Annotated in this window: 12 protein-coding genes and 1 tRNA gene; 5 read left to right on the top strand and 8 right to left on the bottom strand. The window is 58.0% G+C overall.

Annotated features, from left to right (window positions below; genetic code table 11):
• Window positions 1-140 precede the first annotated feature (140 nt).
• Together radD and rplY are read left to right on the top strand one after the other, a co-directional pair.
• On the top strand, window positions 141-1,901 hold the full coding sequence (gene radD, locus CYR32_RS19505) for a DNA repair helicase RadD (RefSeq protein ID WP_101826784.1): 1,761 nt from the start codon (window positions 141-143) through the stop codon (window positions 1,899-1,901).
• A 170-nt stretch (window positions 1,902-2,071) separates the two neighbouring features.
• Window positions 2,072-2,356 (top strand): 50S ribosomal protein L25, encoded by a 285-nt coding sequence (gene rplY / locus CYR32_RS19500; RefSeq protein ID WP_072933636.1) that lies wholly within the window; start codon window positions 2,072-2,074, stop codon window positions 2,354-2,356.
• Between the two features lie 96 nt (window positions 2,357-2,452).
• On the opposite strand, the gene yejK is transcribed toward rplY, so the two are convergent.
• Window positions 2,453-3,463, bottom strand: a complete 1,011-nt coding sequence (gene yejK / locus CYR32_RS19495) for a nucleoid-associated protein YejK (RefSeq protein ID WP_101826783.1) — start codon at window positions 3,461-3,463, stop codon at window positions 2,453-2,455.
• Between the two features lie 198 nt (window positions 3,464-3,661).
• On the opposite strand from yejK, the gene CYR32_RS19490 reads away from it, so the two are divergent.
• The 3 genes from CYR32_RS19490 (at window position 3,662) to CYR32_RS19480 (ending at window position 5,850) form a co-directional block, all read left to right on the top strand.
• Window positions 3,662-3,889, top strand: a complete 228-nt coding sequence (locus CYR32_RS19490; RefSeq protein WP_101826782.1) for a YejL family protein — start codon at window positions 3,662-3,664, stop codon at window positions 3,887-3,889.
• A gap of 24 nt (window positions 3,890-3,913) precedes the next feature.
• Window positions 3,914-5,695, top strand: coding sequence for an LPS biosynthesis-modulating metalloenzyme YejM (gene yejM, locus CYR32_RS19485; RefSeq protein WP_101826781.1), 1,782 nt, complete (start codon window positions 3,914-3,916; stop codon window positions 5,693-5,695).
• Between the two features lie 78 nt (window positions 5,696-5,773).
• Window positions 5,774-5,850, top strand: a tRNA-Pro gene (locus CYR32_RS19480).
• A gap of 243 nt (window positions 5,851-6,093) precedes the next feature.
• On the opposite strand, the gene CYR32_RS19475 is transcribed toward CYR32_RS19480, so the two are convergent.
• The 7 genes from CYR32_RS19475 to CYR32_RS21520 all read right to left on the bottom strand — a co-directional run bounded on the left by CYR32_RS19475 (window position 6,094) and on the right by CYR32_RS21520 (window position 12,337).
• Entirely contained in the window at window positions 6,094-7,356 is a 1,263-nt protein-coding gene (locus CYR32_RS19475; RefSeq protein WP_101826780.1) for a VasL domain-containing protein, read from the bottom strand.
• A gap of 89 nt (window positions 7,357-7,445) precedes the next feature.
• Window positions 7,446-7,934, bottom strand: a complete 489-nt coding sequence (locus CYR32_RS19470) for a hypothetical protein (RefSeq protein WP_101826779.1) — start codon at window positions 7,932-7,934, stop codon at window positions 7,446-7,448.
• A gap of 83 nt (window positions 7,935-8,017) precedes the next feature.
• Complete coding sequence (tssE, locus tag CYR32_RS19465) at window positions 8,018-8,470, bottom strand: type VI secretion system baseplate subunit TssE (RefSeq protein ID WP_101826778.1); 453 nt, start codon at window positions 8,468-8,470, stop codon at window positions 8,018-8,020.
• The gene (gene tssJ / locus CYR32_RS19460) at window positions 8,470-9,003 is read right to left on the bottom strand and encodes a type VI secretion system lipoprotein TssJ (RefSeq protein ID WP_277621949.1); all 534 of its coding nucleotides are present in this window, start codon (window positions 9,001-9,003) and stop codon (window positions 8,470-8,472) included. Before tssJ ends, tssE begins: the two co-directional genes overlap by 1 nt.
• Window positions 8,984-10,066, bottom strand: coding sequence for a type VI secretion system baseplate subunit TssG (tssG, locus tag CYR32_RS19455; protein WP_101826777.1), 1,083 nt, complete (start codon window positions 10,064-10,066; stop codon window positions 8,984-8,986). The genes tssJ and tssG overlap by 20 nt, the downstream gene beginning before the upstream one ends.
• Window positions 10,030-11,793 carry a type VI secretion system baseplate subunit TssF gene (tssF, locus tag CYR32_RS19450; protein WP_101826776.1) on the bottom strand — a complete coding sequence of 588 codons (1,764 nt, stop codon included), beginning with the start codon at window positions 11,791-11,793 and terminating at the stop codon, window positions 10,030-10,032. The genes tssG and tssF overlap by 37 nt, the downstream gene beginning before the upstream one ends.
• 109 nt (window positions 11,794-11,902) lie before the next feature.
• Window positions 11,903-12,337 (bottom strand): hypothetical protein, encoded by a 435-nt coding sequence (locus CYR32_RS21520; RefSeq protein ID WP_146000736.1) that lies wholly within the window; start codon window positions 12,335-12,337, stop codon window positions 11,903-11,905.
• Window position 12,338: the final 1 nt, after the last annotated feature.

Below are 12,338 nucleotides of genomic sequence, written 5' to 3'. Positions count from 1 at the left end.
ATGACCCCGCCAGTATACCCGGCGCGGGCCGCCTGTCATAGAGAGCGGCGGTGCTTATCTGCCCGTCAGGGTCGCCATGCGGCCGCGGCTTTGGCATACTGGACGGGTGATGCCCCCTCTTTTCCGCAGGAACCCCAGCCATGTCATTTACCCTTCGCCCTTACCAGCGCGAGGCCGTTGAGGCCACCCTGAGTTACTTCCGTAAGCACCACGAACCGGCGGTGATTGTGCTGCCTACCGGAGCCGGTAAAAGCCTGGTGATCGCGGAGCTGGCGCGGCTGGCGCGCGGCCGGGTGCTGGTGCTGGCGCACGTCAAGGAGCTGGTGGCGCAGAACCACGCCAAGTACCGCGCCTACGGGCTGGAGGCGGACATCTTCGCCGCCGGCCTGCAACAGAAAGAGAGCAGCGGCAAGGTGGTGTTCGGCAGCGTACAGTCAGTGGCGCGTAACCTGCCGCTGTTCGACGGCGCCTTCTCCCTGCTGATCATCGATGAGTGCCACCGCATCGGCGATGATGATGAAAGCCAGTATCAGCAGATTATTCAGCACCTGCGGCGTGCCAACCCCAACCTGCGGCTGCTGGGGTTGACCGCCACCCCCTACCGGCTCGGCAAGGGGTGGATTTACCAGTACCACTACCACGGCATCACCCGCGGCGATGAGAACAGCCAGTTCCGCGACTGCATCTACGAGCTGCCGCTGCGCTATATGATCAAGCACGGCTTTCTGGTGCCGCCGGAGCGGCTCGACATGCCGGTGGTGCATTACGATTTCAGCCGCCTGGAGGCCAACAGCAACGGCCTGTTCAGCGAGGCAGAACTGAACCGCGAGTTGAAACAGCAGCAGCGCATCACGCCGCACATTATCAGCCAGATCGTGGAGTATGCCGCTGACCGGCGCGGGGTGATGATTTTCGCCGCCACCGTGGAGCATGCCGGGGAGATCCACGGCCTGCTGCCCCCGGGCGAGGCGGCGCTGGTCAGCGCCCAGACCCCGCCCGCCGAGCGTGACCGGCTGATCGAGGCGTTCAAACAGCAGGAACTGCGTTACCTGGTGAACGTGGCGGTGCTGACCACCGGCTTTGACGCCCCGCACGTTGACCTGATCGCCATCCTGCGGCCCACGGAGTCGGTGAGCCTGTACCAGCAGATTATCGGCCGCGGCCTGCGCCTCTACCCCGGCAAAACAGATTGCCTGATCCTCGATTATGCCGGGAACCCGCATGACCTCTTCACGCCGGAGGTCGGGAGCAGCAAGCCCGCCGGGGATAACCAGCCGGTGCAGGTCTTCTGCCCGGCCTGCGGCTTCGCCAACCTCTTCTGGGGCAAAGCCCTGCCGGACGGCACGGTAATTGAGCATTTCGGCCGTCGCTGCCAGGGCTGGATGGAGGATGACGAGGGGCACCGCGAACAGTGTGATTTCCGCTTCCGGGCCAAAAGCTGCCCGCATTGCGGCGCAGAGAATGACATCGCCGCGCGGCGCTGCCACCAGTGCAACGAGGTGCTGGTGGACCCCGACGACATGCTGAAAGCGGCGCTGAAGCTGAAAGATGCCCTGGTGCTGCGCTGCGGCGGCATGGCGCTGGAGAGCGGGCGCGACGCCAAAGGGGAGTGGCTGAACGTCACCTATTATGATGAAGACGGTGCCAGCGCCAGTGAGCGCTTCCGCCTTAGCACCCCGGCGCAGCGGATGGCGTTCCAGCAGCTGTTTGTACGGCCGCACCAGCGCGCGCCGGGCGTGCCCTTTAACTGGCAGACCGCCGCTGATGTGCTGGCGCAGCAGGTCCTGTTCCGCCACCCCGATTTTGTGGTGGCCCGCCAGCGCGGCCACTATTGGCAGATCCGTGAGAAAGTCTTCGACTATCAGGGGCGTTACCGCCGTGCCAACGAGCTGCGCGGCTGACGCTTTTTTATCAACAATCCGCCGCCGTGGCCGGGTTTTCATTGCCGCGCCGGGGCAAATCCGTTAAAATGCCGCCCGCTTTGTTGCCGATAACCGGTAATAACGCTGAAATATCCAACCTGTTGCTGGGTCGCCTGTAGCAGGGTTAATTTTCTTAAAGAGAAAAAACAATGTTCACTATCAATGTAGAAACTCGTAAAGAGCAGGGTAAGGGTGCGAGCCGCCGCCTGCGTGCAGCTAACAAATTCCCGGCAATCGTATACGGCGGTACTGAAGCACCGATCGCTATCGAGCTGGACCATGATTCCGTGAAGAACATGGAAGTGAAAGCTGAATTTTATAGCGACATCGTTACTCTGGTTATCGACGGTAAAGAGACCAAAGTAAAAGTTCAGGCTGTACAGCGTCACCCGTTCAAGCCGAAACTGGCTCACATCGACTTCGTTCGCGCGTAAGCCGACCGAGTGATGGCCCTGGGACGCTGGGGCAACCGCCAATAAAAAACGCCGCAATTGCGGCGTTTTTTATTGCCCGGCATTCACCGGGCGGCGTTATTTCTCACCGTTGCTCAGCCGGCGCTGCAACTGGTCGCGCAGGTTCGGCGGCGTGCCCTTGATGGTCAGGGTGTCGGTGGCCGGGTCCCAGAAGATACGCTCGCCCATCAGCAGCGCATCAAAATTGATGCTCAACCCGCCGCCGCTGCCGGCAAACTTGGTGAGCTGGCGCAGGGTGCTGCGGTCCGCCGGGAAGCTCTCCTCCAGCTGGTAGCCTTCGTCGCTGGAGAACTGTTTAAAGTCGCGGTCACCTACCGGCGGCAGCGCCTGCGCCAGTTCAGTCAGCGCGATCTCCTCCCCCGCCTGCAACTGCTCATTGCAGTAGCTGTAGACCTGCTGGCGGTAAGCCTGGCGCTCGTTCTTGTCCAGCTGGCCCTCGGCGCAGTAGTCATCCACCGCCTGCAACAGCCCACGGTTCTGCGCTTTGGTATCCAGCCCTTCGGCCGCGCCAAGGAAATCCATAAAGAAGTCAGAGACTTTACGCCCGACCCGCCCTTTCAGGAACGTCAGGTAACGGGTCGATTCCGGGTTGGTTTCCCACTCGGTGAGATCGATGCGCGCCACGATGTCCGCGTGGTTGATGTCCAGGTAGTGGGTGCTGCTGATGTCCAGCTGCTCGTTGACGCGCATGCTCGGGCAGTTGTTCAGCACCGAAATCAGCAGGTAATCCACCGCCAGGTAGCGGTACTGGCAGAACAGCACCACACCGCCCTCGGCAAACGGGTATTTTGCCAGCTCGTCCCGCAGGCGGCCGGTCGCGGCGCGGGTAAAGGCCAGGAAAGTCTCATCGCCTTTGCGGCAGCCGCGCAGCGCCTCTGCCAGCTCGCTTGTTTCGTTGAACAGGCCGTACGCCTTGCTCTTGGCGCTGTAAACGCGGTGCAACTCCGCCATCATCTCATCGACGGCGGCGTTGGTGGTCAGCAGGGAGTCGCGCAGTACCACATCAAGTGTCTGCTCGTCCCGTTTGATCAACTGGTGTAAGGCGATCTGGCCGATATCCAGACTCATGGTGCGTTCTCCTGTCTTGATGGGGGCAGCCCCCGTGCGGCGCGTATTCAAACACTGAAGGCGGCCGGCTGCAACTTAAAAGCAGCAGCCTGAGAAGCACTTCCCGGCTTTGGCGGCTTAATGTTATAAAAGTGGGGAAAGTCACGCGCCTATACGTTAAGATATTGGACTTTGTCAGGCCGAGAAGCACAGTAAACTATGCCACAATCATCCCGTTACAGCGACGAACACGTCGAACAACTGCTTGCCGAGCTGGTAAGCGTTCTTGAAAAACACCGCGCCCCGACCGATCTTTCCCTGATGGTGCTGGGCAATATGGTGACCAACCTGCTGAATACCAGCGTGGCACCCGCACAGCGTAAACAGCTGGCGCGCTCTTTTGCTGATGCGTTACAGGCGTCGGTCCGCGAAGATAAAGCCCATTAAGCTTACAGCCGCCCCGATCCCTGTATGGTGAAGAATAGCCAGCGCTATCGCGAAAAAGTCTCCCAGATGATCAGCTGGGGGCACTGGTTTGCGTTGTTCAATATCCTGCTCTGTCTGGGGTTGGGCAGCCGCTACCTGTTTGTCTCTGACTGGCCCGCCTCGCTCACCGGCCGGATCTACGCCCTGGCCAGCCTGCTGGGCCACTTCAGCTTCATCGGCTTTGCCGCCTATCTGCTGATTATCTTCCCGCTCACCTTCGTGGTGATGTCCCAGCGGCTGCTGAGGTTTCTCTCTGCCGCGCTGGCCACGGCCGGGCTGACGCTGCTGCTGGTGGACAGCGAGGTGTTTACCCGCTTCCACCTGCACCTCAACCCGGTGGTCTGGGAGCTGGTGGTCAACCCGGAACAGGGCGAGCTGGCGCGTGACTGGCAGCTGATGTTCATCAGCGTGCCGGTGATTTTCCTGGTGGAGATGTTGTTCGGTACCTGGGCCTGGCAGAAATTGCGCAGCCTTAACCGGCGCAGCTTCGGTAAGCCGCTGGCGGCGCTGTTTATTGCCAGCTTCTTCAGCTCACACCTGCTTTATATCTGGGCGGACGCAAACTTCTACCGGCCAATCACCATGCAGCGCGCTAACCTGCCGCTCTCCTACCCCATGACGGCCAGGAAGTTCCTGGAGAAGCATGGCCTGCTTGATGCGCAGGAGTACCAGCGCCGGATGGCAGAACAGGGTAAACCGGAAGCGCTGGCGGTGGAGTATCCGCTGAATGAGATCAGCTTCCGCGACAGCGGCAGCGGCTATAACCTGCTGATGATTGTGGTGGACAGTTTCCGTGCAGACGCGCTGGCGCAAACCATGCCGGCGGTTGACCGTTTTGCGCAGGACAATGCCCGTTTCACCCAGCACTACAGTGCAGGCAGCCGCAGCGACAGTGGCCTGTTTGGGCTGTTTTACGGCATCTCTCCGACCTATCTGGACGGCATTCTCGCCGCGCGTAAGCCCAGTGCGCTGATTAATGCCCTGAGCAGCCAGGGTTACCAGTTCGGCCTCTTCTCCTCAGACGGCTTTAACAGCATGCTCTACCGGCAGGCGCTGCTGGCAGACTTTTCCCTGCCGCCGGCGGTAAAACAGAGCGACAGCCAGACGCGCCAGCAATGGCAGCAATGGCTGGAGAGCCGCACCGGCAACGCGCCGTGGTTCTCCTATCTCGGTTTTAACGGCATCGGCCAGGCGTTAACCAGTACGCGCCCGGACAAACCGCTGAGCGCCCCTGCCCTCGCCCAGCAGTACCGCAAAGCGGCGCAGCAGATGGATGGGCAGATCGCGGCGGTGCTGGAGAGTTTGCGCGCGCGGGGTGAGCTTGATAAAACCGTGGTGGTGATCACCGGCAGCCACGGCGTGGCCTTTAATGACAAGGGCCGCCTGAGCGACGGCTCCAGCCGCCAGCAGTTGCAGGTGCCGCTGATTGTGCATTGGCCGGGTACCCCGGCGCAGAGCATCAGTAAGCTCACCAGCCATGAGGATGTCATGGCCACGCTGATGCAACGCCTGCTGCATGTGCAGACGTCAGTGGCTGACTATTCACAGGGTGAAGACCTGTTTGCCGCCCGCCGCCGCCATGCCTGGGTGACGACCGGTGACAGGGGCAACCTGCTGGTGACGACGCCTACGCAAACGCTGTTGCTGGACGCCGGCGGTGACTACCGGGTGTATGACATCGATGGCCGCGAGATTAAAAATCAGAAGCCGCAACTGGCCCTGCTGTTGCAGGTGCTGACAGATGAGAAGCGCTTTATTGCCGACTAACTGCTTAAAACTAAAGCAGTCATTGGGCTACCCTCTTGCATTCGAAGCGGGAAAAGGTAGTATAGTGGCCCATAGCGTCGGCATGTAGCGCAGCCTGGTAGCGCACCGTCATGGGGTGTCGGGGGTCGGAGGTTCGAATCCTCTCATGCCGACCAACAATCTCTTCTGACAGTACCGGTTACTGACGGAAACCCCACAAAAACCCGCATCCTCACTGAGTTTGCGGGTTTTTTGTTGCCCGGTATTTACCGGTATGCCACTGTTTTAGCCTGATGGTTTGGGACTACATTTGGGACTATGCGCGCGTAGTCCCATCATGGCGTAGCGCCATCCTGCCGGGAAGAGGCCGGCTCACAGACCAGTCTCTTTTATCACTCACTTTCCGCCTAAGCCACCAGCTACAGTGGGCCGCCCCCTCCTTGCCGTGGGGTATCCTGCCCCTCTGCCTGCTGCGTTATCAACATATAGCGGTTAAGCAGCTGGTTCAGGTGGTTTTCAGCCTGCAATACCTGATCTGCGGGTAAGCGTTCGCCGCGCTTCGTCTGGTTCAGCAGATAAAGTTGCTCTTCCAGCGGCACAGCGCGCTCAAAATTCCGGGTGATGGCAAATACCATCGACTTCAGCTCTGAACCGGTCAGGTATTTTCCCTTACGTTCGTCTAAGGCATTAAGCCGGGCGGTCAGGTCCCGTAGCCCTTCCATACCCTGATGCCAACCGGAGAGCGCCTCCAGCGGCAGGGCATTTGCTGTAATCTGGTGCTGCCATTGTGCTTTAAGCGCCCCGGACTCCGGTGGCCTGGCCTGTGCGGCCAGCATAAACCCATAATGGTGTAACCATAATGGCGACTGCCGCGCCAGCTCTGCCAGGGAATGAGCATTGGCCGCTATCGGTAACAGGCTGGCGTGAGATGCCGCCCGCTGGCCGTGCCATAACACCCCTGCGATGCCGATAATCAGGGTGGTCAGCATGCCTGCCGCAAAGCCTTTCCACTGACGGGCGGGCTTCACTGATACCCTCTCATTTTCAGGCGGGGTGGCCGCCGCGTCGCAGGCAACGTATATCCAGGGTTCCGGCACCGCCGGGCTGCAGCGCTGGGGCGTGGCCGGAGGCGGTAAAGTGACGTCATCATGGCCGGCCTCGCCCTTTTGCAGCCGCGCGGCAGCGTTATACATAAACACCGCCAATGCCGTCAGCTGCCCGGCATTTTTTAACTCCAGGCGCTGCAACCGATCTTGTAACCGATTCAGATGCTGCTCCGCCTGATAAATCAGCGGCAACGCGGCGCAGGTCAGGTTCATCGTACGCAATACCGCCAGCAAACGCCGGCTGAGCACCGCCAGAATCTCCAGCCGCACATGCTCTGTTTGCGGCCACAGCATGCCCCACTGATGAATAATCAACGCTTCCAGTATTGCCAGCCCCTCATTCAGGCCGTGCATTCCCGCCAGATGCGTGCGCGCCAGGGTATACCAGGCGGCCGTTTGCAGCTCTACCCCGTTCTGCCGGAACAGCGACAGGCAGAGTTGCTCCACCCGTTTCCACTCCACATCCGGGCGTGCCGGGTGGGTCAGTTTACTGATCTCCTCACGTAGCGCGATAAAATCCACCAGCGCCCGCGGGTCGCCGCCCGTCTTCACGATGCGGTCACCGTTGTCTGTCATAAGCGTTTCTTTCCTAAGGAATAGGCGTCATCTGACCACCTGTGCCGCAAGGGCGGGCATGTGGTCAGCGTTGTGGGATGCGTGGCTTTTCAGGCCAGCTTTTCGATGGTCTGGAAGAACACGTCTTCAGTGAGCGGGATGCTGTCAGCGGGTGTCTGGGCTTCTTCGCGGATCAGCCAGCCGCTTTCAGGTGCCATACATAAAGAGTATTTTTGTTTGCCGGCGACTCCGGCGGCGCTGTCCACCGTCAGCGTCACACACCCTTTCTCACGCCCCTGGCGGAGCTGTTCCGGCATGATAGTGACGCTCCGGGTGCCGTGCCGCAGGGTAATGGTGGTGATCTCATAACAGACCGCGCCGCTGTTCAGGCTGTAACCGATGGTGCTCAGGTCATGCAGATATTTTGTCGCGACGATGACCTCTATGGCGGAGCCTTCAAACCAGTGGCCCAACTGGCGCGCAAAGCTCTCCATGCGCCGGCAAAACGCCTGAATATCCGCTTCAAGCGACCGTTCATCCAGCTCGGTGACGGTATTGCTCTGCTGCACCTTTTTAAAAAAACGCGCTTTGGTTGACATGCTATCTCCCTGTATTTTCTGCTTTCCGTTACTTTTAAGACAATATTCACGCCCGGTGGCGCTGTATGCCTTTCACCCCAGGCTTAATAGGCATCCCCGGGGTCAAGGTACTGCTGCTGTTTCAGGTGGCGCATCAGCACCCTCCCCTCAGGCATAAAGGCCGTGCCGTAACGCACCAGCCCCAGCCCTTTCAGCTCGGCATCAATTGCATATTCCAGATGGCCAGGCGCCGTCTGCGTTAACATCGACACCGACATCTTTTTCAGGCGCGGCTCATATTTCAGCAACACCGAGGAGAGGGTCTCCATAAGCTGATGCGCGGTGCCCGGCATCCCCTGCAGGATTCTGCTCATATCCGGCAGGCCGTAATCCGGCAGATGACTCAGCGTCCCTGCCCGGCAGTTCAGAATGCGCTGCATATTGTCGAGCACCGACAGGATGACCTGGTTTTCGTCACTGACCTGATGGAGATCCAGCCCGCCGGTAAAGTTACCGAACAGGGTTTCGTACAGCGAGGGGCCGTAGTGTCCGTTCATTATTTTTTCTCCGGCAGCAGGGTCAGGCTGTTACTGCCTGGCACAATGACACGCGGCATATCCGGATCGAGGTCATCACGCGCCAGCATCAGCTTCCAGTGATTTTTTTCTCTGTCTGGATGACGGAACAACCCTACCACTGCCACAAACTGTGCCTGCTCATTCATCGGCATCGTCAGGTTCGCATCCCCACCAGGTTTTACGATGACCTCATGGGATGCCAGCAGGCTATCCCCTAGTATGGTTTCGCCGCCGTTTACCAGCTGTTCGTAGACCGTTTTATCGAACGTCTTTTGGTCTTTCAGCTGATAAACCCGTATCAACAGCGGTTCAGAGAGGGGATTATTTTCCCGTGCATCGGTATTCAGCGCCTCGCGGGCAGTGAAATCGAGATGCAGAGTTTTCACCTGCTTATAAAAGATGGATTTTGCAACGGATGCCGTGCTGTCAGTAATGCTCTGCGTCAGGCCGCAGCCGGACAGCAACATCGGCAGCAACAGGTATGAAAATCGGTTAGAAGTGATACGCAACACGTCGGTTTCCTTTCGTTATTACAGCCCGCGGCAACCCGCAGTAGTGGCCCGGTACCACGGTAAATGCCGGGGGAATGTCAGACGCGAGATTTTTATCATCTGTTCCCAACACACCGGTCAGCCCCAGCAGAAAATCTTCCCGCCCCAATACCGGCTCAGGCAGCAGCGGCGTAGGCACGGTGAGCGTAATACGGGCTTTGTAGCGCCAGCCGAGGTAAACCCGCAGCAGTACCTGAAAATCATGGTATAGCTGCCCCTCCGGCAGCCAGGCCTGCGCTTCCTGCGCGTCTTCGGTATAGAGCGCAATCAGCAACTGGCTGTTGGCATCGGTGGCCTCTTCACCCAATACGGTACAGCCATCAAGCAGAAAGCCGCCCTCGCCATAAAACCCCATTGGTTGATTGAGCGTAACCGGACGCAGGCAGTGTGGCGTCACGCCCACATGGGTCTGTGGTGCCAACAGCCGCACCAGCGCCTCTATCCCTTCTGCCGTCCGGGCTTGCCGGCGCATAACCCCCAGCAGCGCCAGGAACCGGGATACCGGCGTGGCCACATGTTTATCCGTACTGGTAATACCCAGGCCGATAAGGCCCAGCAGGCATTGTGAAGTGGCATCCTTTCCACCCGCCTCAAAGCTTGCCGGATAGGCATGTTTGCGCCAGATGCGATAAAACTGTGTCAGGATGCGGTGGTTGAAGATGTCAAGGAACCCTTCCAGTGCCTCATGCCCTTCACGCCGCTGGGTGATGTCATCGAGATACGACGTCGGCAACGGGGAATCCACACCATATAACCCCAGAAATGTGGTGCGCACCGTAGGCGGCGCATCAGGTGCGTCATCGTCATATTCTATTGCTTTTAATTCGCTGACCGGAAAGCCCATGCCCGGATGCGGGCGAAAGCGCACCGGGTCATCCGCCGGATGGAGGCTGCTGCCCAGCAGCGAGCGCTCCGGCATACTTTTCTCCAGCAATTGGCAGAAGCGGTAAAAATTAATGCGGCCGATCTCTTTCCCCAGCCGTGCGCTCAGCCGGGGATACGTCGGTTGTGTTTCTCTTGCCATTCAAGGCGCTCTCCGGTTGGCTGCAAGATAATGATCAGGCGGTTAAACAAGTGAATATCGGTGTAGAGGGCAAAGAAACGGCTGAGCATTTCACCAAACAGACAGATATCGCCGTGGCCGGCAAAGCCGTGGCTGTCGAGGGTGACCTCGATCTGCACCCCGCGTAACAGGTGCCCCTGTTCAAAGCGTTCAATCTCGCTGTGTCTGACGTCAAGAATGGCGGCCAGCCTGCGCCGATTCATCTCATTATCCGTCCAGTCATACAACGCCAGCGTCCCGCGCAGCACTTCTGCATTGTCCATTATCCATAAGAAGCTGCTGCCCAGATGGCTCAATACCCGCCAGTGGAAGCGGTCTCGGTTCGGGGGGTAACAGGGTAAGGTCGGCGCACAGAGGTTTTGCACCCGGACATTAATCGCCATGGTTTTCACCACGGTGTCCAGTACCGCGCTTTGCAGCGTTTTGCGCGGCAGCTGACCATTAGTGCCGGTCAGGCTCAGGCTCAGGCTTTCATTCTCCGGCACGGTGTGGTTATCAAAGGCTTCGCCGCCCAGTATTAACCACGTATCATGCAGCCCGGAAGGGCCGCGTTTTACACGCGTGTGGTAGTAATATTCCGGCGCATCGTGGCGCAACATTCCACCTTTATGGCGGAAGCTAGAGAACGGCACATAGACCTGATGCCCGGTGTGGCGCGAAGAGATCACCGAGTCTACTGAATAGATCTCGGTATGGCCGTCCTGTACCCGCATCGGGCGCAGCAGGTAGTCGGTCTGTAATGAATCGAGGCGCAGCGGGTCAGATTCCAGCACAAACAGATTAATCACCGGCACACAGTGCAGGCGCAGATGTTTTTCGGAGAAGCTGAAATCGTGCGCCCAGCGCTCTGCCAGTACGATTTCGATATCGAACCAGCGCAGCCCGGCCGGGAGTTTCACCTCCTCCAGCCCGCGCAGCGTCACAAACATAAATTTCTCACGGAAGGAGAAATATTCCAGCAGCAGCTGATAACCGCTGAAGCTGCCCGCGTCCCTGGGCCACAGACTCTCCTGCTCACCAAACCCCCGTGGAGCAAAATACCCGTCGAATGGCCGGCGGTCCGTATCACCTGACAGCCGTATCCACATCCGGGCAACATTCAGGGTGAGCGCCTCATGCAGCGCGCAGGCCAGCGGCGCGTCCGCGTTCAGATAGAGCGGCAGATCACTCAGCGACATGTTGCCCCAGTCCGCCAGTTCACCACACTCTATACGCAGGCGGATAACTGACCGACCGTCCGGCTCTGTACCGATACCCGCCCGGCTCAGCGACAGTGGCATCAGATTAATATCCTGCGTAGTCGTATAACGGCAGCGGGTGCGGCGCTCGCCCAACGGCCGAGAGAGCACTTCAAAGCCGCGGGCCACTGCCAGACGCTCTTTCATCTCCCGCCACTCTGGTGTGAATTCCACAATGGAGAGTGACGGGATGGTGCGCAGGTAGTGCGGCCAGAGCATACTGACCAGCCCTTCAGTCAACTCCGGCAGATCGTCGTCGAGTTTTTCACGCAAACGGCCCATCAAAAAGGCAAAACCTTCAAACAGCCGCTCTACATAGGGATCAGTCACACCGGCCTTGTCCAGGTTTAATCCGGCCGCCCGATCAGGGTGGGCACGGGCGAATTCTTCGCCCGCTTCGCGCAGATAGCGCATTTCAGCGTCAAAATAACGCAGGGTTAGGTCGTCCATATAAATGCCATTTATCTTATTAAGCGAATATTATTGAAGTAGTATTAGAAGGGAATATGATAGCCAGCTTAAAATAATTTCTTATTATCTCAGGGCTCTCTATGCCTTTTTAGATAAACTTTATCAAAGTCCATATTATCAACACGGAATTCAATATTATTTGAATCGATAAACAAGACTTTTCCAATTCATCTGTACTGACCGGTTCTGATGAAAATGAAAGGTTAACATAAAATTTACATAACCCTGTTTTCGGAAGGCGGTAGTCTTCTGCCAGATTTATAGTACTGCTTTTCATCACACTGCCGGGCTTAATTTCCTTATAAAAATCAGAGCCCATATTATATCTAAGCCCATCATATTTTATTTCAATACCGGAGCAGTTCATTTCCCCCCAATCAGATATCAAATGTTTATCTTGCGGAACAAAACGCTCATCGATAAATAATGATTTCTGCCCTTTATTTATTAAGATGGAAGATATATTTAACCTTTCTTTTGATACATCCGCAATCAGGACAACTTCTGCTACCGGCATATCCATG

This window comes from Chimaeribacter coloradensis, assembly GCF_002858715.1.
GTDB classification, from domain to species: Bacteria; Pseudomonadota; Gammaproteobacteria; order Enterobacterales; family Enterobacteriaceae; genus Chimaeribacter; species Chimaeribacter coloradensis.
The sequence above is the reverse complement of the archived record's forward strand: the minus strand, read 5'-3'. Positions and strand labels throughout refer to the sequence as shown.

Coding starts and splice junctions, on each gene's coding strand:
- radD (WP_101826784.1), top strand. CDS start 141: ATGTCATTTACCCTTCGCCCTTACCAGCGCGAGGCCGTTGAGGCCACC.
- rplY (WP_072933636.1), top strand. CDS start 2,072: ATGTTCACTATCAATGTAGAAACTCGTAAAGAGCAGGGTAAGGGTGCG.
- yejK (WP_101826783.1), bottom strand. CDS start 3,463: ATGAGTCTGGATATCGGCCAGATCGCCTTACACCAGTTGATCAAACGG.
- CYR32_RS19490 (WP_101826782.1), top strand. CDS start 3,662: ATGCCACAATCATCCCGTTACAGCGACGAACACGTCGAACAACTGCTT.
- yejM (WP_101826781.1), top strand. CDS start 3,914: ATGGTGAAGAATAGCCAGCGCTATCGCGAAAAAGTCTCCCAGATGATC.
- CYR32_RS19475 (WP_101826780.1), bottom strand. CDS start 7,356: ATGACAGACAACGGTGACCGCATCGTGAAGACGGGCGGCGACCCGCGG.
- CYR32_RS19470 (WP_101826779.1), bottom strand. CDS start 7,934: ATGTCAACCAAAGCGCGTTTTTTTAAAAAGGTGCAGCAGAGCAATACC.
- tssE (WP_101826778.1), bottom strand. CDS start 8,470: ATGAACGGACACTACGGCCCCTCGCTGTACGAAACCCTGTTCGGTAAC.
- tssG (WP_101826777.1), bottom strand. CDS start 10,066: ATGGCAAGAGAAACACAACCGACGTATCCCCGGCTGAGCGCACGGCTG.
- tssF (WP_101826776.1), bottom strand. CDS start 11,793: ATGGACGACCTAACCCTGCGTTATTTTGACGCTGAAATGCGCTATCTG.
- CYR32_RS21520 (WP_146000736.1), bottom strand. CDS start 12,337: ATGGATATGCCGGTAGCAGAAGTTGTCCTGATTGCGGATGTATCAAAA.